Origin of the sequence: Gemmobacter sp. 24YEA27 (assembly GCF_030052995.1) — a bacterium.
Classification (GTDB): Bacteria; Pseudomonadota; Alphaproteobacteria; order Rhodobacterales; family Rhodobacteraceae; genus Pseudogemmobacter.
This window is the reverse complement of record NZ_JASJPW010000001.1, coordinates 1,088,912-1,112,232: the sequence shown is the minus strand read 5'-3', so window position 1 is coordinate 1,112,232 and position 23,321 is coordinate 1,088,912. Positions and strand designations below refer to the sequence as shown.

Annotated in this window: 20 protein-coding genes and 1 pseudogene; 17 read left to right on the top strand and 4 right to left on the bottom strand. The window is 62.6% G+C overall.

Annotated elements, in window-relative coordinates; translation table 11 throughout:
* The first annotated feature begins 211 nt into the window (after positions 1–211).
* The 11 genes and pseudogenes from QNO18_RS05490 to lpdA all read left to right on the top strand — a co-directional run bounded on the left by QNO18_RS05490 (position 212) and on the right by lpdA (position 11,783).
* A complete protein-coding gene (locus QNO18_RS05490) occupies positions 212–913 on the top strand; it encodes a hypothetical protein (protein WP_283176877.1) in 702 nt (233 codons plus the stop codon).
* Entirely contained in the window at positions 913–1,404 is a 492-nt protein-coding gene (locus QNO18_RS05485) for a hypothetical protein (protein ID WP_283176876.1), read from the top strand. The genes QNO18_RS05490 and QNO18_RS05485 overlap by 1 nt, the downstream gene beginning before the upstream one ends.
* Before the next feature lie 229 nt (positions 1,405–1,633).
* Complete coding sequence (gene sucC / locus QNO18_RS05480; protein WP_092901045.1) at positions 1,634–2,827, top strand: ADP-forming succinate--CoA ligase subunit beta; 1,194 nt, start codon at positions 1,634–1,636, stop codon at positions 2,825–2,827.
* Between the two features lie 159 nt (positions 2,828–2,986).
* Entirely contained in the window at positions 2,987–3,499 is a 513-nt protein-coding gene (locus tag QNO18_RS05475; RefSeq protein ID WP_283176875.1) for a hypothetical protein, read from the top strand.
* 53 nt (positions 3,500–3,552) lie between these two features.
* Entirely contained in the window at positions 3,553–3,822 is a 270-nt protein-coding gene (locus QNO18_RS05470; RefSeq protein WP_283176874.1) for a hypothetical protein, read from the top strand.
* A gap of 97 nt (positions 3,823–3,919) precedes the next feature.
* A complete protein-coding gene (gene sucD, locus QNO18_RS05465; RefSeq protein ID WP_198836081.1) occupies positions 3,920–4,804 on the top strand; it encodes a succinate--CoA ligase subunit alpha in 885 nt (294 codons plus the stop codon).
* Positions 4,805–4,806: 2 nt separating this feature from the next.
* Positions 4,807–5,172: a DUF805 domain-containing protein gene (locus tag QNO18_RS05460; RefSeq protein ID WP_283176873.1), complete on the top strand. Its 366-nt coding sequence runs from the start codon at positions 4,807–4,809 to the stop codon at positions 5,170–5,172.
* Positions 5,169–9,432, top strand: a pseudogene (locus tag QNO18_RS05455) (2-oxoglutarate dehydrogenase E1 component). The gene QNO18_RS05460 and the pseudogene QNO18_RS05455 overlap by 4 nt, the downstream one beginning before the upstream one ends.
* Positions 9,433–9,547: 115 nt before the next feature.
* Positions 9,548–9,766, top strand: coding sequence for a hypothetical protein (locus QNO18_RS05450; RefSeq protein WP_283176872.1), 219 nt, complete (start codon positions 9,548–9,550; stop codon positions 9,764–9,766).
* Positions 9,766–10,170 (top strand): MAPEG family protein, encoded by a 405-nt coding sequence (locus QNO18_RS05445; protein ID WP_283176871.1) that lies wholly within the window; start codon positions 9,766–9,768, stop codon positions 10,168–10,170. The genes QNO18_RS05450 and QNO18_RS05445 overlap by 1 nt, the downstream gene beginning before the upstream one ends.
* 224 nt (positions 10,171–10,394) lie before the next feature.
* Positions 10,395–11,783, top strand: a complete 1,389-nt coding sequence (gene lpdA, locus QNO18_RS05440; RefSeq protein ID WP_283176870.1) for a dihydrolipoyl dehydrogenase — start codon at positions 10,395–10,397, stop codon at positions 11,781–11,783.
* Between the two features lie 84 nt (positions 11,784–11,867).
* Here lpdA and QNO18_RS05435 read toward each other — a convergent pair whose 3' ends face one another.
* From QNO18_RS05435 to QNO18_RS05420, 4 genes are all read right to left on the bottom strand, one after another.
* Positions 11,868–12,344, bottom strand: a complete 477-nt coding sequence (locus QNO18_RS05435) for a copper chaperone PCu(A)C (RefSeq protein WP_283176869.1) — start codon at positions 12,342–12,344, stop codon at positions 11,868–11,870.
* Positions 12,345–12,406: 62 nt separating this feature from the next.
* Entirely contained in the window at positions 12,407–12,760 is a 354-nt protein-coding gene (locus QNO18_RS05430; protein ID WP_283176868.1) for a hypothetical protein, read from the bottom strand.
* A gap of 72 nt (positions 12,761–12,832) precedes the next feature.
* Positions 12,833–13,657: a sulfite exporter TauE/SafE family protein gene (locus tag QNO18_RS05425; RefSeq protein WP_283178749.1), complete on the bottom strand. Its 825-nt coding sequence runs from the start codon at positions 13,655–13,657 to the stop codon at positions 12,833–12,835.
* 82 nt (positions 13,658–13,739) lie between these two features.
* Positions 13,740–14,444 carry a fumarylacetoacetate hydrolase family protein gene (locus tag QNO18_RS05420; protein ID WP_283176867.1) on the bottom strand — a complete coding sequence of 235 codons (705 nt, stop codon included), beginning with the start codon at positions 14,442–14,444 and terminating at the stop codon, positions 13,740–13,742.
* A 370-nt stretch (positions 14,445–14,814) separates the two neighbouring features.
* Between QNO18_RS05420 and QNO18_RS05415 the strand changes: the two genes are divergently transcribed.
* The 6 genes from QNO18_RS05415 (at position 14,815) to phnE (QNO18_RS05390) (ending at position 23,265) form a co-directional block, all read left to right on the top strand.
* Positions 14,815–17,028, top strand: coding sequence for an NADP-dependent isocitrate dehydrogenase (locus QNO18_RS05415; protein WP_283176866.1), 2,214 nt, complete (start codon positions 14,815–14,817; stop codon positions 17,026–17,028).
* A 617-nt stretch (positions 17,029–17,645) separates the two neighbouring features.
* The gene (locus tag QNO18_RS05410; protein WP_283176865.1) at positions 17,646–19,055 is read left to right on the top strand and encodes an FAD-binding oxidoreductase; all 1,410 of its coding nucleotides are present in this window, start codon (positions 17,646–17,648) and stop codon (positions 19,053–19,055) included.
* Positions 19,056–19,159: 104 nt separating this feature from the next.
* The gene (gene phnC / locus QNO18_RS05405) at positions 19,160–19,978 is read left to right on the top strand and encodes a phosphonate ABC transporter ATP-binding protein (RefSeq protein WP_283176864.1); all 819 of its coding nucleotides are present in this window, start codon (positions 19,160–19,162) and stop codon (positions 19,976–19,978) included.
* Between the two features lie 60 nt (positions 19,979–20,038).
* The gene (phnD, locus tag QNO18_RS05400) at positions 20,039–20,935 is read left to right on the top strand and encodes a phosphonate ABC transporter substrate-binding protein (protein ID WP_198836094.1); all 897 of its coding nucleotides are present in this window, start codon (positions 20,039–20,041) and stop codon (positions 20,933–20,935) included.
* Positions 20,936–21,051: 116 nt separating this feature from the next.
* Positions 21,052–21,918: a phosphonate ABC transporter, permease protein PhnE gene (gene phnE / locus QNO18_RS05395; RefSeq protein WP_283176863.1), complete on the top strand. Its 867-nt coding sequence runs from the start codon at positions 21,052–21,054 to the stop codon at positions 21,916–21,918.
* Positions 21,919–21,927: 9 nt separating this feature from the next.
* Complete coding sequence (phnE, locus tag QNO18_RS05390) at positions 21,928–23,265, top strand: phosphonate ABC transporter, permease protein PhnE (RefSeq protein WP_283176862.1); 1,338 nt, start codon at positions 21,928–21,930, stop codon at positions 23,263–23,265.
* The last annotated feature ends 56 nt before the right edge of the window (positions 23,266–23,321 follow it).

The following is a 23,321-nucleotide window of genomic DNA, read 5'->3' as shown; positions in this document are numbered from 1 at the left end:
GGCGGGGATATTTAAGGACAGATGAAATCGGCACTCTCTCTTCGCCTTTTCATCTGTCCTTAAATATCCCCGGGGTGAGCGGCATAGCCGCGAGGGGGCAGGCCCCCTCTCTTTCGAACGTTGGGAATTCCGCACCCCGGGTGGCCTGCAGCGCCTCTTGACCGCCCTCTCCCCCCTCCGCATCCTTTTCACCGCAATACCGGAGGTCCCCATGCACCGCTTTCTTTGTGCCACTCTGCTTTCGCTGATGCCTGGCCTCGCCTTTGCCGGGCCACTCGATCTGTCGCATGAGATCCGCGACAAGGGGATCCAGGCCACGCAATCCCGGCTTGCGGCGCTGAACGCGCCGACCGGGGAAGAGGCCTTTGCGCTGGCCGGGCTGCGCTTCCTCGGCGCCGTCGAGCAGGCGCTGCAACTTCGGTGGCAGGTGGGGCTGGAGGCGGACTGGTCCGAGCTTCCGATCCTGCGCCTCCCGATCCCGCCCAACCCGGAGGCGCGTGAGATCCGGGGCCAGGACATCACCACACTGATCGCTGGTATCACCACGGGAATGGACGAGGCCCGCGCAGCCCTTGACCAGGTCGGGAACCGCGATTTCGGGCTCGAGATCGACCTCGCCGATCTGTGGTTCGACATCAACGCGAATGGCCAGCGCGATCCGGGCGAAGCCATTGCGGATGTCGCGGTGGAAGCGCTCGGCCTCTGGGGCATGGCCCCCGAAGCCGGCCAGATCGTCATCCGTTTCGATGGATCCGACTCCGCCTGGCTTACGGCCTATACGCATCTGATTTCCGGGACGGCCACGGTCTTCCAGGCCTATGACCCCGGTCCGGCGACCGATCGCATCCTGCAATCGACCCGCGACATGCATGCACTTTGGGGGACACCCCGCCCCCCAATGCCTGGGATATGATGTTCGGCAATCAGGTCGACCGGGTCACGATCATCCTTCAGGCCCTGGCCCAGGAGCCCGATGCCGCCCTTGCCGCCAAAGCCCATGGCCATTTCCTCGCGATGATTGAAGAGAACCGCCGCTTCTGGACTCTCGTCGAGGCTGAGACCGATAATGACCGCGAATGGATCCCGAATGAGAAGCAGCTCTCGGCGCTTGGGCTGCAGCTGCCGCCGGGCACCGCCGCACAATGGCAGGCGGTGCTGGCCGATGCCGAAAAGCTCCTGAAAGGTGAGATCCTGATGCCGCATTGGCGCTATGGGGCCGAGGCCGGGATCAGCCTGAAAAAGCTGTTCGAGGCGCCGCCGAAGGTGGATCTGATCGGGATGATCCAGGGCGAAGCGCTGCTGCCCTATGCTGAGAAAGGCGTGGTGATGTCGGGCCAGGCCTGGTCGGACTTTGAGCGGCTGATGCAGGGCGATGCCGTACTTTTCGCGGTGCTGTTCAACTGATGCCGCTAACACGAATCACGCGGCCTGCGACTCTGTCACGCCCTTGATTCCCGACAGTTGCAACAAATGTGATCACGGCTGAAATTCTGTGATCACAGCCAGAAAATTCGTGATCACAAAGCGCGGATTTTCGCCTTATATCCCGGATGCGGGCGGATAGGATTGGCCAGGCCGGATGATCCGTGCCAGAACTGCGCCAGATCATCACCGAATACGGGAATACGGCCCCATGAACATCCACGAATATCAGGCCAAGGCGCTTCTCCGGTCCTATGGCATCCCGGTTTCCGATGGGCGTGTCGTCCTGAAAGCGGAAGACGCCAAGACCGCCGCAGGCGAGCTGGACGGGCCGCTCTGGGTCGTAAAGTCGCAGATCCATGCCGGCGGTCGCGGCAAGGGCAAATTCGTGGAGCCGGAAGCCGGTGACAAGGGCGGTGTGCGCCTCGCGAAATCGGTGGAAGAAGCCGCTGAATTCGCGCGTCAGATGCTCGGACGCACGCTGGTCACGATTCAGACCGGCCCGGCCGGCAAACAGGTCAACCGCATCTATATCGAAGACGGTTCCGACATCGAGCGCGAGCTGTATCTTGCGCTGCTGATCGACCGCCAGACCTCGCGCATTTCGATCGTGGCCTCGACCGAAGGCGGCATGGATATCGAAGAGGTCGCGCATTCGACGCCCGAGAAAATCCACACCATCACCGTCGATCCGGCCACCGGACTGCAGGATTTTCACGGCCGCCGCGTCGCTTTCGCGCTTGGCCTGAAGGGCGCGCAGGTCAAGCAGGCCGTCGGCATCGTGAAGAACCTCTATAAGCTCTTCATCGACAAAGACATGGACATGCTCGAGATCAACCCGCTGGTTGTGATGACCGACGGCAATCTCAAGTTGCTTGATGCCAAGATGGGCTTTGACGGCAATGCGATCTACCGCCATGCCGATATCGCCGCGTTGCGCGACGAATCCGAGGAAGATCCGAAGGAACTCGAAGCGTCGAAATTCGATCTGAACTATATCGCGCTCGATGGGGAAATCGGCTGCATGGTGAATGGCGCAGGCCTTGCCATGGCGACGATGGACATCATCAAGCTTTACGGCGCGGAACCGGCGAACTTCCTTGATGTCGGCGGCGGCGCCACCAAAGAGAAAGTGACCGAGGCTTTCAAGATCATCACCTCTGACCCGAACGTCAAAGGCATCCTTGTGAACATCTTCGGCGGCATCATGCGCTGCGACATCATCGCCGAGGGCGTGATTGCGGCGGTGAAAGAGGTCGGGCTGAAGGTGCCGCTGGTGGTTCGTCTTGAAGGCACCAATGTCGATCTTGGCAAGAAGATCATCAATGACAGCGGTCTCAATGTGATCGCTGCCGATGATCTGTCGGATGCCGCAGAAAAGATCGTCAAGGCGGTCAAGGGCTGATCCCGATGCGCGCGATGGCCCGAAACCTTGCCCTTTGCGCCGAAGCCTGCGCCAGAACCCCGGCTTTCGCCGGGGCCATGCTGATCGCCGGTTTCGACAAGGCGGGCCGGGAACGGCAGGACCAAGAGCCATAATCGACCTGGAGGAATGAGCCGCGCCATGATCCGCTGTCTTCTGGCTTTCACACTGCTTTTCGCCCCGGTGGCCCGGCCTGCACTGGCCGGGAACGCAGCACCCGCTGCGGCGCTCGCGACCGCGCAGGGCGAGGATCTTTTGCAGGCCGCCTATGCCACCTGTCTGTCGCTTGGCGGCGCCGGCAATCAGGCGACCGAAGCGTTCCGGGCCGCAGGCTGGGATGTCGAAACCGATGACGAGGCCGGTTTCTCTGAAATCGCCGGCCCCGAGGAAATCTACGCCCTGACCTGGAGCGATGGCGGCTATTGCCTCGTGCAATCGGAAACCATCGGCTCTGACCGGGCGGCGGCGCTTTTGTCGGCGGTCATCGCGGCGGGGGGACAGACGTCGGTGGAAGAGACCGGCGAAGACGGCTGTCTCTCGTTCGACCTGCAGAATGACGGCCTGCGGGCAGAAGTCACCTCTTCGGGCAATGACCCCACCTGTACGTCCGCAGACACCAGTGGCGTGAGTTTCATGTGGGCCCAGACCGATTAGTGGCCCTCCGGGTCAGGACCCGCAGAATGAGTTTACAGTAAGGAAGCAATCAGATGCGCATCAGACTGACCGTGCCTGCTCTCGTTCTTCTGTCCGCCCTTGCGGCGTGCAGCGGCGGTTACGCGACGCCGGAGAACGACCCCATTACTGTCTGCCAGGAGCAGGCAGAGATGGCAAAGGCGGGCCGTGTCGACGGGCGCGAGATCATCATCACCTGCCCGACCCGCGACAGCCGCACGGCCACACGCAACAGCTATGATGCGAAATACGACATGTATCAGGCGGGTAATGCCGCCATGATCGCGGTCGGCACCGCAAAGTAATCCCGGCCTGAGGCAGGCCGGGCAAAAGCGAAGAACATGCGTCATCCTGGTCCGTCCAGGCCGACATCTGCAAAAAGTTACCTTCAAGGAGGCCCGGATGGCCGTTCTGATCAACAATACCACCAAGGTCATCTGCCAGGGCATCACCGGCTCGCAGGGCACCTTCCACACCGAGCAGGCGATTGCCTATGGCACGAAAATGGTCGGCGGTGTGACCCCGGGCAAAGGTGGTTCAAGCCACCTCGGTCTGCCGGTTTTCGACTCGGTCCATGATGCGGTCGAAAAGACCGGCGCCGATGCGACCGTGATCTATGTGCCGCCGCCCTTCGCAGCGGATTCGATCCTCGAAGCGATCGATGCCGAGATCCCGCTGATCGTGGCGATCACCGAGGGCATCCCGGTTCTCGACATGATGAAGGTCAAGCGCGCGCTGATTAACTCGAAATCGCGCCTGATCGGGCCGAACTGCCCTGGCGTCATGACGCCCTCGCAATGCAAAATCGGCATCATGCCCGGCAATATCTTCTCGGTCGGCTCAGTGGGTGTTGTTTCGCGTTCGGGCACGCTTACCTATGAAGCGGTGAAGCAGACCACCGATGTCGGCCTCGGCCAGTCTTCGGCTGTCGGCATCGGCGGCGACCCGATCAAGGGCACCGAGCATCTTGACGTTTTGGAAATGTTCCTCGCGGATCCTGAGACCCATTCGATCATCATGATCGGCGAAATCGGTGGTTCCGCCGAAGAGGAAGCTGCGCAATTCCTGGCGGATGAGAAGAAAAAGGGCCGCTGGAAGCCGACCGCTGGCTTCATCGCCGGCCGCACCGCCCCTCCCGGGCGCCGCATGGGTCATGCCGGTGCGATCGTCGCAGGCGGCAAAGGTGACGCGGAATCGAAAATCGAGGCCATGCTGAGCGCAGGCATCGTGGTGGCAGACAGCCCCGCGACGCTGGGCGAGGCTGTGCTGAAAGCAATCAAGGGCTGATCATGCGACTGGCGCAGGCCATAAAGACCAGCTTCCTGCGGTCTTTCCGGTTTTCGGGGCGGGCTTCCCGCTCCGAATGGCGGGTGTTCCTGTTGCCCGGCCTCGCAATGCCCGTAACTGCATTCGCGCTTCTGCACGGCACTGTCCCCGATATCACTCTGCCGCAAAGCCTGGGCCTTGCGGCATTGACGCTTTTGCCGATTGCAGCCGTCTCGGCCCGCAGACTGGCCGACAGCGATACCAATCCCGCCGATATCCATCCGCCAACCGGGCTTCTCGCCGGCGCCTCTCTCTTCGGGCATATGGCGCTGCCATCCTCGCCCGGTCCCAACCGTTACGGTCCCAACTCCTCCGAGGTCCAGTCATGACCGACCAGTCCCCCACCGCCGCTTTCAATGCCTCGTCTTTCATGGACGGGGCCAATGCCGATTACATCGACCAGCTTCAGGCGCGTTATGCGGCTGACCCGAATTCGGTCGATGCCGCCTGGGCAGAATTCTTCCGCGCGCTTGGTGACAGCGAGGCCGATGCGAGAAAGGCCGCCGCCGGCCCGTCCTGGGCGCGCGCCGACTGGCCGCCACAGCCGGTGGACGATCTGACCGCCGCGCTGACCGGCGAATGGCCGGCGTCTCAGGCGAAAGACGCGAAAGCTGCGGGATCAAAAATCGCGGCCAAGGCGCAGGATCAGGGCGTCAATCTGACCGAGGCCCAGCTGCAACGCGCCGTGATCGACTCGATCCGCGCGCTGATGATCATCCGCGCCTACCGGATCCGCGGCCACCTCGCCGCCGATCTCGACCCGCTGAACATGCGCGATGAGAGCAACCATCCCGAGCTTGACCCTGCCTCTTACGGGTTCTCCGAGGCCGATCTCGACCGCCCGATCTTCCTCGACAATGTGCTCGGGCTGACCCATGCCTCGATGCGCCAGATCACCGACATCCTGAAACGCACCTATTGTGGCACTTTCGCGCTGCAATACATGCATATCTCGAACCCAGAGGAATCGGCCTGGCTGAAAGAGCGGATCGAGGGTTACGGCAAAGAAATCGCCTTCACCCGCGAGGGCCGCCGCGCCATCCTCAATAAGCTGGTCGAGGCCGAGGGCTATGAGAAATTCCTCCATGTGAAATATATGGGGACCAAGCGGTTCGGCCTTGATGGCGGCGAGGCGCTGATCCCCGCGATGGAGCAGATCATCAAGCGCGGTGGTCAGCTGGGTGTGAAAGACATCGTCATCGGCATGCCGCATCGGGGACGTCTGAACATTCTCGCCAATGTGCTGGCGAAACCCTACCGCGCCATCTTCAACGAATTCCAGGGCGGCAGCTTCAAGCCCGAAGATGTCGACGGCTCGGGCGATGTGAAATATCACCTCGGTGCCTCCTCGGACCGGACGTTTGACGGCAACACCGTCCACCTCTCGCTGACCGCGAACCCCTCGCACCTGGAGGCCGTGAACCCCGTCGTCCTCGGCAAGGTCCGCGCGAAACAGGACCAGCTGAATGACGTGGCCGAACGTGTGGCCGTGCTGCCGATCCTCCTGCATGGCGACGCGGCTTTCGCGGCCAGGGCGTGGTGGCGGAATGTCTGCAACTCTCGGGCATCCGGGGCCACCGCACCGGCGGCTGTATCCATATCATCGTGAACAACCAGATCGGGTTTACGACCGCGCCGCATTTCTCGCGCACCTCGCCCTATCCCACCGATATCGCGCTGATGGTCGAGGCGCCGATCTTCCACGTGAACGGGGATGACCCCGAGGCCGTGGTCCATGCCGCGCGCATCGCGACCGAATTCCGCCAGAAGTTCCACAAAGACGTGGTTCTGGACATCTTCTGCTACCGCCGCTTTGGTCACAACGAAGGCGACGAGCCGATGTTCACCAACCCGGCGATGTATAAAAACATCCGCAAGCAAAAGACCACGCTGCAGCTTTATACCGAGCGTCTGGTGAAAGACGGCCTCATCCCTGAGGGTGAGATCGAGGATATGAAAGCCGCCTTCCAGGCTCATCTGAATGAGGAATTCGAGGCCGGCAAGGATTACAAACCCAACAAGGCCGACTGGCTGGACGGGCGCTGGAAATCCATGAGCCGGCCTGGCGCCGACAATTACCAGCGCGGCGAGACATGGATCAAACCCGAAACCTTCCAGGAAATCGGCACCGCGCTGACGCGCCTGCCCGAGGGCTTTGACGCCCATAAGACGATCACGCGGCTGTTCGAGGCCAAGAAGAAGATGTTCGAGACCGGCGAGGGCTTTGACTGGGCCACCGCCGAGGCGCTGGCCTTCGGCTCGCTTCAGGTCGAGGGCTTCCCGGTCCGTCTCTCGGGCCAGGACTGCACCCGCGGCACCTTCTCGCAGCGCCATTCCGGCATCGTCGACCAGTCGACCGAGGAACGGTACTATCCGCTGAACCATATCCGCGCCGGCCAGGCCCGCTATGAGGTCATCGATTCGATGCTCTCGGAATATGCGGTCCTGGGCTTTGAATATGGCTACTCGCTGTCAGAGCCAAACGCCCTGACGCTCTGGGAAGCGCAATTCGGCGATTTCGCCAATGGCGCGCAGATCATGTTCGACCAGTTCGTGAACTCGGGCGAGAGCAAATGGCTGCGGATGTCGGGTCTTGTGGTTCTCTTGCCACATGGGTTCGAGGGCCAGGGGCCGGAACACTCTTCCGCGCGCCTGGAACGCTTCCTCCAGCTCTCGGCCGAGGAAAACTGGATCGTGGCGAACTGCACCACGCCCGCGAACTATTTCCACATCCTGCGCCGCCAGCTGCACCGCGATTTCCGCAAGCCGCTGATCCTGATGACGCCGAAATCCTTGCTGCGCCACCCGATGGCGATCTCGAAGGCTGAAGATTTCACCGATGGCTCGACCTTCCATCGCGTCCTCTGGGATGATGCGCAGAAGGGCAATTCGGAAACGAAACTGCAGGCCGATGACAAGATCCGCCGCGTGGTGATCTCTTCGGGCAAGGTCTATTACGACCTGCTCGCGGAACGCGATGCGCGCGGTCTCGATGACGTCTACCTGCTGCGCCTGGAACAGATCTACCCGGTCCCGACCGTGGCCCTGCAGATCGAACTGGCGCGTTTCGCCCATGCCGATTTTGTCTGGTGCCAGGAAGAGCCGAAGAACCAGGGCGCCTGGTCCTTTATCGAGCCGGAGCTGGAGCAGCTGCTGACCCGCGTGCGCGGCACCACCACCCGCCCGGCCTATGCGGGCCGCGTGGCCTCGGCCTCGCCCGCGACTGGCCTGGCTTCCCGCCACAAAGCCGAACAGACCGCCCTGGTTTCTGCGGCGCTTGCTGACTGAATTTCCTCCCGCGCGGGTCGCGCGCGGGGAAATCGAAATCTGACTGATGCCCGCCAGACCAAGGGGGCTAAGGAGTTGAGAAGATGACTGACGTAATGGTCCCCGCACTCGGCGAATCCGTGTCCGAGGCAACCGTTTCCACCTGGTTCAAAAAGGTCGGTGACACGGTGGCCCAGGACGAGATGCTTTGCGAACTCGAAACCGACAAGGTTTCGGTCGAGGTCCCCTCGCCCGTCGCCGGCGTTCTGGTCGAGATCATCGCCCAGGAAGGCGAGACCGTCGCCGCCAATGCGCGTCTCGCGATCGTGAGCGAAGGTGCCGCCGGCGCCGCAGCTGCAGCCCCCGCTGCCAAAGCCGAGGCCCCGAAAGCCGCGCCCGCCCCGGCAGGCAAGGATGTCGAAGACGCGCCCTCGGCCAAGAAAGCCATGGCCGAAGCCGGGCTCACCCGTGACCAGGTCCAGGCTTCCGGCAAGGATGGCCGGGTGATGAAGGAAGACGTGGCGCGTGCCGTGGCCGGTGCCCCGGGCGCTGCGGCCGCTGCTGTCGCGCCTGCGCCTGCGCCCGCCGCGATCCCACGCGCGCCTGTGCCTGCCGATGACGCCGCGCGCGAAGAGCGCGTCAAGATGACCCGCCTGCGCCAGACCATCGCGCGCCGGTTGAAAGACGCACAGAACACCGCCGCCATGCTGACCACCTATAATGAGGTGGATATGTCGGGGATCATGCAGCTGCGGAACGAATATAAGGACCAGTTCGAGAAGAAGCACGGCGTCAAGCTCGGATTCATGTCCTTCTTCGTCAAGGCCTGCACCCATGCCCTGAAAGAAGTGCCCGAGGTCAATGCCGAGATCGACGGCACCGATGTCGTCTATAAAAACTACGTTCATATGGGCGTGGCGGTCGGGACGCCGACGGGCCTTGTCGTGCCGGTGGTGCGTGACGCCGATCAGATGGGCTTTGCCGCGATCGAGAAGAAGATCGCCGAGCTTGGTCTGCGCGCCCGGGACGGCAAGCTGACCATGGCGGAAATGCAGGGCGGCTCTTTCACCATCTCGAATGGCGGTGTCTACGGCTCGCTGATGTCCTCGCCGATCCTGAACCCGCCGCAATCCGGGATCCTCGGCATGCACAAGATCCAGGATCGCCCGGTCGTCGTGGGCGGCCAGATCGTGATCCGCCCGATGATGTATCTGGCGCTTTCCTATGATCACCGCATCGTCGACGGCAAAGGCGCCGTGACCTTCCTCGTCCGCGTCAAAGAGGCGCTGGAAGACCCGCGCCGTCTGCTTATGGATCTCTGATCCGGGCCAGGCACCGCATAATCCTCTCGCGGCGGGCGGAACCGATCCTGGCTCTGCCCGCTATACCTGAGCACGTTCGGCACAATGCCGTCATTTTCGGGAATGGAGATCAAGAATGGAACAAGTCCTCGTCCGCACCGGCCTTGCAAGCTTTTCCGGGCATGACCCTGCCTTCGGCGATACCGGGCTGACCCAGCTGCAGATCTGGGCCGGCAGCGATGGCGGCCGCCTTTTCCTGTTTTCGGTCAATGATCCCACCGCCGCCCGTGAATGGCTCAAGGCGCAACAGGCGCTTGGGCATATCACCTCGGCAGAATTCATCAGGACAGCATGATGGCACCCGAGCTCAGCGCCCTGACATGTGCCGTGCTGCTGCAGGTTGTGGCCATCGGCATTGCCGGGGCGCAGATGAACCGTGAACTCGGGCCGCGCTACAATGCCGGCCCGCGCGATCAGACGGTAGACATGTCGCCGCGCCTGGGACGGTTGCGCCGCGCCGTCACAAACGGCTTCGAAGGGCTGGCGATGTTCGCGCCGCTGGTGCTGATCCTGGTGCTGGCGGGCAAGACCTCGTCCCTTACCGCCACCGCCGCCTGGATCTATGTCGCGGCCCGCGTGCTCTATATCCCGGCCTACGGGCTTGGCCTTGCCCCCTGGCGCTCGCTCATCTGGCTGGCCGGCCTGATCGCCACACTTACGCTCGCCGGGGTCGCCCTGTTCGGCCCAGGCCCTTTGTGAAAGCGCATCCATGCAGGAAGTCGCCTCCCCGCCGTTCCTCTTTTTCTTCGGCAGCTCTGACCCGGTCTCGCTGATCGCCCTGCTGATCCAGATCCTGGCCTGACTTTCTCCGGCCCACAAATATCCCCGGGGTGCGCGCATCAATCGCGCCACCGGTTCAGGAAAACCGATGTTCGCCTGGGGCAGGCAGCCCCCGGCTCTCCGCCAGTACAAGGAAACCACCCATGGCAGATTTCGACGTTATCGTGATCGGCGGCGGCCCCGGCGGCTATGTGGCCGCGATCCATGCCGCGCAACTTGGCCTGAAAACCGCCTGTGTCGAAGGGCGTGAAACCCTTGGCGGCACCTGCCTGAATATCGGCTGCATTCCGTCGAAAGCGCTGCTGAATGCCACCCACCAGCTGCACGAGGTTCATGAGAACTTCGAGAAAATGGGCCTGATGGGCGCCAATCCCAAAGTCGACTGGGAACGGATGCTGCGCTACAAGGATGACGTGGTGACCGGGAACACGAAGGGGATCGAATTCCTCTTCAAAAAGAACAAGGTGACCTGGCTGAAGGGCTGGGGCTCGATCCCTGCAGCCGGTCAGGTCAAGGTCGGCGACGAGGTGCATAGCGCGAAAAACATCATCATCGCCACCGGCTCGGTGCCTTCGGTCCTGCCGGGCATCACCATCGACGAACAGGTCATTGTCACCTCGACCGGTGCGCTCGCGCTGCCGAAGATCCCGAAAAGCATGGTCGTGATCGGCGCCGGCGTCATCGGGCTGGAAATGGGCTCGGTCTATGCCCGTCTCGGCGCCGAAGTGACCGTTGTGGAATATCTCGACGCGATCACCCCCGGCATGGATGCCGAGGTGGCGAAGAGCTTCCAGAAGATCCTTACGAAACAAGGGTTCAAATTCGTGCTCGGCGCCGCTGTCCAGGTGGTGGAGCGCACGAAAAAAGGCGCGAAAGTTGCCTGGAAGCTGAAAAAAGACGATTCGGCGGGCGAAATCGAGGCCGATGTCGTCCTCGTCGCCACCGGGCGCAAACCCTTTACCGACGGGCTGGGCCTCGAGGCCATCGGCGTCGAGATCCTGCCGCGCGGCCAGATCAAGGTCGATGACCACTGGCAGACCTCGGTCCCGGGCATCTATGCCATTGGGGACGCGGTTCCCGGCCCGATGCTCGCCCATAAGGCCGAGGATGAGGGTATGGCGGTCGCCGAGGTTATCGCCGGCAAGGCGGGCCATGTGAATTACGGCGTGATCCCCGGCGTGGTCTATTCGACGCCCGAAGTCGCCAGCGTTGGCAAGACCGAAGAGCAGCTGAAAGAGGAAGGCCGCGCTTATAAAGTCGGCAAATTCCCCTTCATGGGCAATGCCCGTGCCAAGGCGGTGTTCCAGGCGGATGGTTTCGTCAAGCTGCTGGCCGATAAAGATACCGACCGCATTCTCGGCTGTCATATCATCGGGCCTGGTGCGGGCGATCTGATCCATGAGGTCTGTGTCGCGATGGAATTTGGCGCCTCGGCGCAGGATCTGGCGCTGACCTGCCACGCCCATCCGACCTATTCCGAAGCAGTGCGCGAAGCGGCGCTGGCCTGCGGTCTTGGCGCGATCCACGCCTGATCCCTCACTGCCGCGGAAATAGCAAAGGGCGGGTGCATGGCACCCGCCCTTTCTCTTTTACCCGGGCCGATGCCTGGATCCCGGTCAGTGACCGCTATGATCCTCGGCCTCTTTCGGTTCATCGATCGAGAATTCCACCTCGATCCGGCCCGCCCGTTCAAAGACAAGGGTGCCGGGAACCATTTCGCCTTTTTTCAGGCTCTGTTTCAGACCCATGAACATGATGTGATAGCCGCCACGCTCCAGCGCGACGGTCTCGCCGGCGGGGATTTCCAGCACCGGCACATGGTTCATCGTGGTGACGCCATTCGCATCCAGCTCTGTCACATGCAGTTCGGACTTTTCGGCCAGATCGCTTTCGATCCCGATCAGCCGGTCGGGTTCGGTCCCGGTATTGGTGATCTTGAGAAAGCCCCCCGCAGTTTTCGCCACAGCGGGCGGGGTCGGGATATAGGGATGGCCGATCTCAAGATCGCCGCCCTTAAAACCATGTGCGAAAGCCGCACCCGAGACCACGCCCGAGATCATGAATGCAGCCAGAGCCGCGCTGAGAATTTTCATCGTTCTGTTCCGTTTTCCATCAGAGGTGTAACCGGCATCTGCCGGTGGCAAGACATCCGCTCTCAGATGGAAGGAGGGCCGCGCGCCTCGGGGATCGACCAGGCAAATGCTGCGAGAATGGGGGCCGGAGGCACCGGCTCCAGCGCCAGAACAAAGCGATAGGTGATTTCTGACAGACCCGCAGGCGGCTCGGGCACGGTGGCCGTATCGCTCAGCCGGCACAGCGGACAATCACCCGGCGCGAAGATCCCATCGCCGCACAGCTCGTTGAGATTGCCGCCCGCCATGATGAAATTGCGCATGGCAAGATCGTTGCCCGCCGGCACCTTATGCGCATAGGCCGTTACCGTCATGGCAAGAACCATGAGGCAGGCGATCATCGCCCCGGTCAGCTTCTGGATAAGGTTCCGAGTCATCGGGCGGCAAGATGCCCGATCCGCAGGGGCCTGGCAATGCGGCAGCTTACCCCAAGGGGAAGGTTTCTGCCCTTACCAGCCAAGCGCCTTGCGCAGCATATTGGCCGCGACGAGGATCAGGAAGACCGCGAAAATGCGTTTCAGCGGCTTCGGGTCCATCGCATGGGCCAGTTTCACCCCATAGCTGGTGGTGACCATGGTGATGCCGATCACCACGGCGAAGGCCGGCAGGTTCACCGCGCCGAGCGTCAGCGGCGGGCGCGTGGCCGGGTCCAGCGGCATGAACAGAAACCCGATCACCGACGGCACCGCGATGGTGATGCCAAAGCCCGACGCCGTCGCCACAGCGCGGTGGATCGGCACGCCGTAAAGCGTCATCAGCGGCACGCCAAAAGATCCGCCGCCAATCCCCATCAGCACGGACAGAAAGCCCAGCACCGAGGATTGCACGGCCCGCACCGGCCCGGTCGGCATCGTGTCGGCGATGCGCCAGCTTTGCCTGCCAAAGGCCATGTAAAGCCCCACGAGCATTCCCAGCACGCCGAAAATCGCCTGAAGCGCGTCTGATCGCATCTGGCTTGCTGCCAGCATTCCAAGGATAGCGCCGATCACAATCCCCGGCGCCCAGGTCTTCAGCACCTCCCAGTCGACGGCGCCCTTGCGGTTATGCGCCATGACGGAACGGATCGAGGTGAAGATGATCGTTGCCAGCGAGGTCGCGAGGCAGACCTGCATCACCTGCGGCCCGCCATAGCCAAGCGCGGTGAAGACATAGAAAAAGGCCGGCACCAGCACGATGCCGCCGCCAACGCCCAGAAGCCCGGCAATGATCCCGGCAAGCGCGCCGACCACGAACAAAAGCGCCACCAGCGGCAACAGGGTTGCAAGATCGGGGATCACGGGCGCCTCCTGATGAATATGCGCCCTGCATAGGTCAGTGTGCCCACAGAGAAAAGCCCGTGCAGGTCTTCGCGCCGGATCAGGCGAGATGCAGCGTGAGATCCCCGATGCCATCGATATGGGCCACCAGCAGGTCACCGCGCCCCACCGCTCCGACGCCCGCAGGGGTGCCGGTCATGATGATATCGCCGGAGCGAAGGGTGAAGAACCGCGACAGTACCGCGATGATTTCCGGCACTTTCCAGATCATCTGGTTCAGATCGCCCTCCTGGCGGCGCTTGCCATTCACATCAAGCGTGATGGCGCCGGATACCGGGTGACCGATCTGGGCCACTGGCATCAGCGGTCCGCAAGGCGCGGAGTTTTCGAAGCTTTTCGCGACCTCCCAGGGCCGGCCGAGCTTTTTCGCCTCGGACTGGAGGTCGCGGCGCGTCATGTCGAGGCCGATGCCATAGCCCCAGACATGATCCGGCGCCGCGCTTTCAGGTATATCCCGCCCCCCTTTGGACAGTGCCACCACCAGCTCGACCTCGTGATGCAGATCGCAGGTTGCAGCCGGGTAAGGCATCGTAGCCCCGGTCAGGATGCTGTCCGCACTTTTGAGGAAGAAGAACGGCGGCTCACGATCCGGATCATGGCCCATCTCGACGGCATGGGCGGCATAATTGCGCCCGATGCAGAAAATGCGCCCCACGGGAAAACGCGCATCCGTTCCCCGGACCGGCAGGCCCGGCTGCGGCGGGGGTGTGATCACCCAATGGGCGGTATCATGTGAATCGGGCATCCGGGCGGGCTCCTCACAGGTGTTTCACCCGTTTTCCGGCCCCGTCGGGATTTGCACAAGCCCCGCTGTGCCGCCAGTTGTGATCACATTCTGCCGGAAGGCCCGGGCTTGTTATGATAATCAGGCCCTGAGGGACCTTACTGGCCCCGCAAAACCGACGAAAATACGGAAAAATCAGCCTTTGCTGCAGTTGCACAGTTGCACCGGCGGCAACTGTCGCCCAGAAGAGGCACAGAGTTGAATTGCCCCTCTCAGGGCAGCTCCGGCGCGGGGTCGTCAGGGCTGCACCAAAGGCACGGGGCCCCGGCATTGACCGCCCCATTCAGCCCCGGGCGGATGACGTGAATCGCTAACGGAGGATCAGCCGACCATGGCCGACAAGGGAATGCCCGCAATCGTTTACACCAAAGTGGATGAGGCACCGGAACTCGCCTCATACTCGCTGCTGCCGATCGTCCGGCGTTTTGCGAAAGCGGCCGGGATCTCGGTTGCGACCCGTGACATTTCACTGGCGGGCCGCATCATCTCGGCCTTCCCGGAACGTCTGACCGCGGCGCAGAAACAGGCGGATGATCTTGCGGGTCTTGGCGAATGGGTGAAGACCCCCGAGGCCAATGTGATCAAGCTCCCGAATGTGTCGGCGTCAGTCCCGCAGCTGGTGGCGGCGATCAGGGAACTGCAGGGCCAGGGTTACGCGCTGCCGGATTACCCGGCGGAACCTGCCACGGCTGAGGAAAAAGAGATCCGCGCGCGCTACGATTCGATCAAGGGCTCGGCCGTGAACCCGGTATTGCGCGAAGGAAATTCCGACCGCCGTGCTGCGAAAGCGGTGAAGAATTACGCCAAAGCGCATCCGCATTCGATGGGCAAATGGGCGGCAGACAGCAAAACCCGTGTGGCGGCGATGACGGGCGGCGATTTCTTCTCCAACGAGACTTCGGTGACCCTGAGCGCGGCACAGGCCGGCCCCGTGAAGATCGAACTGTCGGGCGCATCCGGCAAGGTCACGGTGCTGAAAGAAGGTGTCAGCCTGCCCGAAGGCACCGTGGTGGACGCGACTTTCATGTCGGCGAAAGCGCTGGATGCGTTTCTGGCGGATGAGATCGAAAAGACCAAAGCCGAAGGCATCCTGTTCTCGGTCCATCTGAAGGCCACGATGATGAAGGTCTCGGACCCGATTATCTTCGGCCATGTGGTGAAGGCCTGGCTGAAGCCGGTTTACGAGAAACACCCGGGCCTTGCCGATCTCGATGCGAATGGCGGGCTTGGCAGCCTGCTGGCCCAGATCAGGGCGCTGCCGGATGGCGAGGCAATCCTCGCCGATATCGACGCGACCATGGCGGCGCGCCCGCCGCTTTACATGGTGAATTCGGATAAGGGCATCACCAACCTGCATGTGCCCTCGGATGTGATCATCGACGCTTCGATGCCGGCGCTTTTGCGTGCGGGCGGCAAGGGCTGGGGTCCGGATGGCAAAGAGGCAGATACGGTCTGTGTGATCCCGGATACGTCTTACGCCCCCGTCTATGATGAAAGCGTGAAATATTTCATAGAAACCGGCGCGCTGGATCCCGCGACCGCAGGCACGGTGCAGAATATCGGTCTGATGGCGCAAAAGGCCGAGGAATATGGCTCGCACCCGACCACCTTCGAAATCCCCGAGGATGGCACCGTCCGCGTCATCGCGGCGAATGGAGATGTGCTGCACGAGCATAAGGTGGAAAAAGGCGACATCTGGCGCCTGTGTTCGACCCGCAAGGCTGCGATCCTCGACTGGGTGCAGCTGGCCATCGACCGCCAGCGGCTCGAAGGCTGCCAGGCGATCTTCTGGCTGGATGAGGCCCGCGCCCATGACCGGGAACTGCTGAATTACGTTCGCCCGATCCTGAAGGATAAAGGCGTCGAGGCGAAATTCCAGGTCCTCGCCCCGCGCGAGGCGACCCGGCTTTCGTTCGAGACCATCCGCGCGGGCAAGGATTCGATCGCGATCACCGGCAATGTGCTGCGTGACTACCTGACCGACCTCTTCCCGATCCTGGAACTGGGCACCTCGGCCAAGATGCTGTCCATCGTGAAACTGATGCAGGGCGGCGGCATGTTCGAGACCGGCGCCGGCGGCTCGGCCCCGAAACATGTCCAGCAGCTGATGGAGGAAAACCACCTCCGCTGGGACAGCCTCGGTGAATTCTGCGCGCTTGGCGAAAGCCTGAGCTTCCTTGCGGAAGCGACCGGCAATGAGAAGGCGCGCGTCCTTGGCGCAGCCGTGGATCAGGCAACCCAGGGCATCCTGGATCATGACCGCAGCCCGGGCCGCAAGGCCGGTCAGCCCGACAATCGCGACAGCCATTTCTGGTTCGCGCTTTATTGGGCCGATGCGCTGGCGAAACAGAATTCCGACGCCGAACTGGCTGCGGAATTCGCCCCCATCGCGAAAGCCCTGTCGGAAGGTGAGGCCACCATCACCGCCGAGCTGCGCGCTGATCGTGGCAAGCCGGTCGATCTTGGCGGCTATTATCATGGTGACGCCGCAAAAACCGCCGCTGTGATGCGCCCATCCAGGACGTTGAACGCAATCATCGACTGAGATCGCTGACGTCATCAGAAAACACCGCTGGCACCCCATCCGGGTGTCAGCGGTTTTCTTTTGCGCGCCGCCGACCGCCAGGGGCGGGGGGTGAAAATGAGATAGACTGACTTTACGCCCAGGAGGATCATCCGGGCGATTACTCTGCATTTTCAGCGCATTTCGTCATACACCCGCCTCAGCAAAGGGCGCGCGGCCAGGCCCTTATCCTGAAAACCACCGGCATCACATCGGCTGCCCGCTACAGGCTCCCGACCGGAGATTCCTTGCTGATCCGGAACCGGCCACACGCGGTATCAGAGCGGCCCCCGACTTCACGCGTTGCCTGGTGGCGGCTTGGTCGGTAGCTGAATGGGGCTTTCGTCCTTCGGGAGGCAAAGAAATTTTCCGAACGAAGGCCCCGTCACCGGCGGTGAGACCGACGTGGCGCTAAACGTCGTGAAACAGGCGACCTGCCGCGCGACAGTTTGACCACCGAACCCCCTGCCGCTGCGGCCTTCCTGGCCGGCACTACCGATGGCGCTGCCTCATATCGGCTTCCTGATCCTCTGATCTTGCTTGATCCCGGTGGCGGCGGCGCGCAGATACTCCCCTGACGGAAATCAGGAGAAAGCCGGATGGACAGGGTGCTGACGGAATTGCAGGCCGCGATCGGCGCGGCCTATGTGCTGACCGGCGACGACATGCGCAAATATGCCGATGACTGGATGGGCCATTACCACGGCACGCCGGTCGCGGTGCTGCGACCTGGCTCGACCGCCGAAGTGGCGGCCTGCCTGCGCGCGGCGGCAGAGGCCGGGGTCAGCGTGGTCCCGGTCGGCGGCAATACCGGCCTTGTCGGCGGCACGATGGCTGTGGGCGGCGTGATGATCAGCCTAGACCGGATGAACCGGATCCGAGAGCTGCGCGCGGGCGCGCGCCTCGTGATCGCCGAGGCGGGCGTTATCCTGCAAAAGATCCATGAAGCCGCCGAGGCCGAAGGGCTTTACTTCCCGCTCTGGTTCGGCGCGCGCGGCTCGGCGATGCTTGGCGGCGCGCTGTCGACCAATGCAGGCGGCTCGAACGTGCTGCGCTATGGCTCGACGCGCGGGCTTTGTCTCGGGCTTGAGGTAGTGCTGGCTGATGGCCGGGTGCTGAACCTGATGAGCGAGCTGCATAAAGACAATTCCGGCTATGATCTGAAACAGCTGTTCATCGGCGCCGAGGGCACTCTGGGCATCATCACGGCCGCTGTCATGAAGCTGGTCCCTGCGCCCCGCGCCCATGCCACCGCCGTTGTGGCGGCAGACAGCCTGCCAAAGGCACTTGGCCTGCTCAACCGGATGCAGGAAGCGACCGGCGGTCGCGTCGAGGCCTTTGAACTGATGCCCGAAGATTACTCGCGCCAGTTGCAGAAAATACGCCCAGATCTCGGCCAGCCCTTCGCAACCATCCCGCCGGTGACGCTGCTGATCGAGGCCGCGACGACATCCGCCGAAGAGGCCGATCCTGGGCCGGATGGCCAGGTGCCCCTGGTCGCAAAGCTGGAATCTGTCCTGGGTGCAATGCTCGAAGAGGGGCTGATCGAAGACGCCATCATTGCTCAGTCCGAGGCACAGCGCATGGCAATCTGGGCCCGGCGCGAGGCCGCCGCCGAAATCTGTCACGGCATCCACCCGTTTGTGGATACCGATATCTGCCTGCCGGTCGACCGGGTGGACACGTTCCTGACCGGCATCTCTGCCCGGCTTGAAGCGATCTCGCCCGGCGCGGGAACGATCACTGTCGGCCACCTGGGCGACGGCAATCTGCATTTCTCGGTCTATCCGGCGACAGAGGGCCATGAGGATCAGGTGATGAACTGCATCGAGGATATGGTCGCAGAACTTGGCGGTTCTTTCTCGGCCGAACATGGTATCGGTCTGTCGAAACTGGCCTCGATGCGGCGCAGAAAGGATCCGGTGGCGCTGGATGTGATGCGGGCGGTGAAATCGGCACTCGACCCTTCAGGGCTGATGAACCCCGGCAAGGTCATTCCCGCGAGGTAAACGGGGGCCCGGGCCCGCCGCCGTTACGCAAGTTTCACATCGGAGAGACCCCGATGTCACAAAAGCCCAATAGGTCCGCCTGAGGAAATCACAGGCGGACCCTCATGCTGGAAGTAAAATCCGTTACCCGGATGTTTGGCCAGAAAGCGGCCGTGGACAATGTCAGTTTCCGCATCGACGGCCCGGGTTTTGTGGGCATCATCGGGCGGTCAGGGGCGGGTAAATCCACCTTCCTCAGGATGATGAACCGCCTGCTGGACGCGTCTTCAGGCGAGATCCTGGTCGATGGCCGCAATGTGCTGGCGCTGAAGGGTCGCGACGCCCGCGCCTGGCAAAGCCAATGCGCGATGATTTTCCAGCAGTTCAATCTGGTGCCGCGCATGGATGTGGCCTCGAATGTGCTGCATGGCATTCTGAACCGCCGCTCGTCTTTGCAGACCTTGTTCAACATCTGGTCGCGCAGCGACATCCTCAAAGCGCTGGAAATCCTCGACCGGCTCGGGATCCAGGAACAGGCCCCGAAACGCGCCGAAGCGCTGTCCGGCGGCCAGCAGCAGCGCGTCGCGATCGCCCGTGCGCTGATGCAGGACCCGAAGATCATCCTCGCCGACGAGCCCATCGCCTCGCTCGACCCGATGAACGCCCAGGTCGTGATGGACACGCTGAAGGCGATCAATGTCGAAGACGGCCGCATGGTGATCGCCAATCTCCACACGCTCGACACCGCGCGCCGTTACTGTGACCGCGTGATCGGGATGCGCGATGGCCGCGTGGTGTTCGACGGCACGCCCGACCAGCTTTCGACCGGCGTGGCGCGTGACATCTACGGCGCCGATGAGTCGTTCAACGAGGCTGCGACCTCGACCGCGATCCCGACCGACACCGGCGCAGACCGCTCTTACGCCGATACGCTGATGTCGTAACCCATTCCCCGGACGCGCCCGCGTGCCGGGGTTTTTCTTTCCCCCTCCATGGAGAAGACCATGAAAAAGATCGCACTGGCTCTGGCCGTGACCACCGCCCTGACCGGCATGGCGCAGGCACAGGAAATCAAACAGTTCAACCTCGGCATCCTCGGCGGCGAGAACGCCCAGGACCGCATGACCTCGAACGAGTGCTACCGCGCCGCCATCGAAGAAGCGCTTGGCGTTCCGGTCAAGGTCTTCACCCCCGCCGATTATGACGGCGTGATCCAGGGCCTGCTGGGCGGCACCATCGACCTCGCCTGGATGGGCGCGAGCGGTTATGCCAAAGCCTATATCACCGACCCGGAATCGGTTGAGGCCGTTCTGACCAAGCAAAACATGGACGGATCGACCGGCTATTATTCGATCGCCTTTGCCCGCACCGATTCCGGCATCAAGACGCTCGAAGACGCCAAGGGCAAGAAATTCGCCTTTGCCGAGCCGAACTCGACCTCGGGCTACCTGGTCCCCGGCGCTGAAATGGTCGCGAAATTTGGCCCGCTGGAGCAGTATTTCTCGGAAGTCCGTTTCTCGGGCGGTCATGAGCAATCCATCGTCGGCGTCGCCAATGGTGATTTCGACGCAGCAGTCGCCTGGGCGGACGGCCTTGGCGAATGGGAAGACGGCTACAATTCGGGCGCCTTCCGCAAATCGGCTGATGCCGGCCTCGTCAATATGAACGACATCCAGGAAATCTGGCGCTCGGCCCTGATCCCGGAAGGCCCGATGGTCCTCCGCAAGGCGCTGCCGCAGGATGTGAAGGACAAGGTCATCAAGCTGACCGCCGACCTGCATGAGACCAATAAGGAATGCGCTTATGGCGTCGCCGCCGGCGAGGCCAAAGACTTCGTGCCGGTCACCCATGAGGCCTATATCGGCATCGTCGAGGCCCGCAAACTGCAAGACAGCCAGTAATCTAACCTGACCCAAAGCCGGGCCTTCGCGCAATCCGAAGGCCCGGCCTCTTTTTATGTGGGGGCATCATGGTCGATATCGCTTACGGACCAGGACCAGACCGAAAACCAGGTGCCATGCCACCTGCGACGCCACCTGGCACCAGCGAGGCCTATCTCGACATGGTGCGCCGCCGCCGCCTCTATAGCGGCATCATCCTGGCGCTGTTTGTCGCGCTGATGATCGCGGGCTTCCGGCTTGCCGAAAGCCGCAATGCGGGCGGTTTCATCAACGGGCTGCCACAGATCTTCGCTTTCCCCTCCGAAGTGATTTCCGAGGCCTGGGACAGACGCGCAAACATCCCCGGCCTCTTCCTGCAATTCCTGCCGTCTTTGATGGAGACGGTGAATATCGCCGCCGTCTCGACGCTGATCGGCGGCGTTACGGCTGCTTTGCTGGCCCTTCTGGCAACCCGCGGCCTTGCCCGCTGGCCGCGCCTGACGCCGGTCTTTCGCCGCATGATGGACCTGACGCGCTCCATCCCCGAGATCGTGATCGCCCTGATGCTGATCTTCATCCTCGGCGGCGGCCCGGTGCCGGCGATGATCGCGATCAGCCTGCATACGGCGGGCGCGCTTGGAAAACTCTTCTCCGAAGTCGCTGAAAACGCCGACGTAAAACCGGTCGAGGGCCTGACCTCGGTCGGCGCCGGCTGGCTGCAGCGGATGTGGCTGGGCGTTATCCCCCAGGTTGCGCCGAACTGGCTGTCCTACCTGATGCTCAGGTTCGAGATCAATGTCCGCGCCTCGGCGATCCTCGGCTTCGTCGGTTCGGGCGGCATCGGCTATGACCTGAAACTCGCCATGCAATGGGGCGCGGGCAAATACGACCAGGTGGTCGCGATTTTCCTTCTGTTGTTCCTCACCATCGTGCTGATCGACCAGGTCACCGATTTTTACCGCACCCGCCTCGTCCGGGGCGCGGTCCAGAAGACAAGGGCCTGAGCCATGACCATGAGCCTGAACGCCCCGCCCGGAACCGCCCCCTCCGCCGACGCCCTGATCGCGGGCTTCCGAAAACGCGCCCGGATGTCTTTCCTGGTGCCAGGCGTGATCCTCGCCTATCTGACCTGGATCTTCTTTGCCTTCGACATCCCGGGCATCGCCGCGCGGGCCAAGACCGACAATGCCGCCGTGCTGCTGACCGATTTCTGGGCGCATAAGACCCATGTGACCCGTGACAATCGCAGTGGCGCCCTGACAATCTCGAAGGATGGCGAGAACCGCGGTGCCTACCCGCCCGGCCTGCTGCCGGACTGGGTTACCGTCACTGATGGCGTCACCACAATCGACCTCGGCTCCGGTAATATCGTCACCTATGACAGCCTCGGCGCGCGCTACGTCGTCCCGGATTACGGCACCATCGACATCAGGCCCTCGGATGACGGCCAGAGCCTGATCCTCGACGCGCCCGAGCCACTGCCTTCCTGGATCAACGCCTCAGACCGGCTGATCAGCGTCACCACCCCGGCAGGCCGCTTCAACTATTCCCGCTCCAAGGTCGAGACCTTCCGCTACCAGGCCGGCTGGGCCCTGTTTTTCTTCACCGCCGACAGCCCCTTCTTCCAGAAATCCCCCTGGGAGCTCGCGTCGCTCGCCTTTTCAGGTGAGCGTGTCGACCCTGCCCGCTCCAATCTCAGCTATATGGCGTCCGAGTTCTGGACCAACAAAATGTGGCACCATGGCGAGGTCGCCTGGGCGCTGTTCGAGACCCTGCTTATGGCCTTCATCGGCACCTTCCTCGCAGCACTCGTGGCCCTGCCGCTGGCCTTCATGGCGGCGCGGAACTTCAACCCGCTGGGGCCGCTGCGCTTTGTGATGCGCCGGGTTTTCGATTTCATCCGCGGCGTCGATGCGCTGATCTGGACCATCGTGCTGGCCCGCGCCTTCGGCCCCGGCCCGATGACCGGCGCATTGGCGATCCTGATCACCGATACCGGCACTTTCGGCAAACTTTACTCCGAAGCCCTCGAAAACATCGACGAAAAGCAGGTCGAGGGCGTTCGCTCCACCGGCGCCACCACCCTGCAACGCGCCCGCTTCGGTGTGCTGCCGCAGGTCACGCCAGTCCTGATGTCGCAAGTGCTCTACCTTTTTGAGTCGAACACCCGCTCCGCCACCGTCATCGGTGCCATCACCGGCGGCGGCATCGGCCTCCTGCTCACGCAAGCCATCATCACCCAGAAAGACTGGGAGGATGTCGCCTATTACATGATCCTGATCGTCCTCATGGTCATGGCACTCGACAGCCTCTCGGGCTGGATCCGCCGCAAACTGATCAAGGGGGCGTAAAGCGCGCGCCCTGCCCCTTTCATCTGTCCTTAAATATCCCCGAGGCTCCCATGTCA

What these genes read in the sequence shown, in the direction of transcription:
- QNO18_RS05490 (WP_283176877.1), top strand. Translation starts at nt 212, where the DNA reads ATGCACCGCTTTCTTTGTGCCACTCTGCTTTCGCTGATGCCTGGCCTC.
- QNO18_RS05485 (WP_283176876.1), top strand. Translation starts at nt 913, where the DNA reads ATGTTCGGCAATCAGGTCGACCGGGTCACGATCATCCTTCAGGCCCTG.
- sucC (WP_092901045.1), top strand. Translation starts at nt 1,634, where the DNA reads ATGAACATCCACGAATATCAGGCCAAGGCGCTTCTCCGGTCCTATGGC.
- QNO18_RS05475 (WP_283176875.1), top strand. Translation starts at nt 2,987, where the DNA reads ATGATCCGCTGTCTTCTGGCTTTCACACTGCTTTTCGCCCCGGTGGCC.
- QNO18_RS05470 (WP_283176874.1), top strand. Translation starts at nt 3,553, where the DNA reads ATGCGCATCAGACTGACCGTGCCTGCTCTCGTTCTTCTGTCCGCCCTT.
- sucD (WP_198836081.1), top strand. Translation starts at nt 3,920, where the DNA reads ATGGCCGTTCTGATCAACAATACCACCAAGGTCATCTGCCAGGGCATC.
- QNO18_RS05460 (WP_283176873.1), top strand. Translation starts at nt 4,807, where the DNA reads ATGCGACTGGCGCAGGCCATAAAGACCAGCTTCCTGCGGTCTTTCCGG.
- QNO18_RS05450 (WP_283176872.1), top strand. Translation starts at nt 9,548, where the DNA reads ATGGAACAAGTCCTCGTCCGCACCGGCCTTGCAAGCTTTTCCGGGCAT.
- QNO18_RS05445 (WP_283176871.1), top strand. Translation starts at nt 9,766, where the DNA reads ATGGCACCCGAGCTCAGCGCCCTGACATGTGCCGTGCTGCTGCAGGTT.
- lpdA (WP_283176870.1), top strand. Translation starts at nt 10,395, where the DNA reads ATGGCAGATTTCGACGTTATCGTGATCGGCGGCGGCCCCGGCGGCTAT.
- QNO18_RS05435 (WP_283176869.1), bottom strand. Translation starts at nt 12,344, where the DNA reads ATGAAAATTCTCAGCGCGGCTCTGGCTGCATTCATGATCTCGGGCGTG.
- QNO18_RS05430 (WP_283176868.1), bottom strand. Translation starts at nt 12,760, where the DNA reads ATGACTCGGAACCTTATCCAGAAGCTGACCGGGGCGATGATCGCCTGC.
- QNO18_RS05420 (WP_283176867.1), bottom strand. Translation starts at nt 14,444, where the DNA reads ATGCCCGATTCACATGATACCGCCCATTGGGTGATCACACCCCCGCCG.
- QNO18_RS05415 (WP_283176866.1), top strand. Translation starts at nt 14,815, where the DNA reads ATGGCCGACAAGGGAATGCCCGCAATCGTTTACACCAAAGTGGATGAG.
- QNO18_RS05410 (WP_283176865.1), top strand. Translation starts at nt 17,646, where the DNA reads ATGGACAGGGTGCTGACGGAATTGCAGGCCGCGATCGGCGCGGCCTAT.
- phnC (WP_283176864.1), top strand. Translation starts at nt 19,160, where the DNA reads ATGCTGGAAGTAAAATCCGTTACCCGGATGTTTGGCCAGAAAGCGGCC.
- phnD (WP_198836094.1), top strand. Translation starts at nt 20,039, where the DNA reads ATGAAAAAGATCGCACTGGCTCTGGCCGTGACCACCGCCCTGACCGGC.
- phnE (WP_283176863.1), top strand. Translation starts at nt 21,052, where the DNA reads ATGCCACCTGCGACGCCACCTGGCACCAGCGAGGCCTATCTCGACATG.
- phnE (WP_283176862.1), top strand. Translation starts at nt 21,928, where the DNA reads ATGAGCCTGAACGCCCCGCCCGGAACCGCCCCCTCCGCCGACGCCCTG.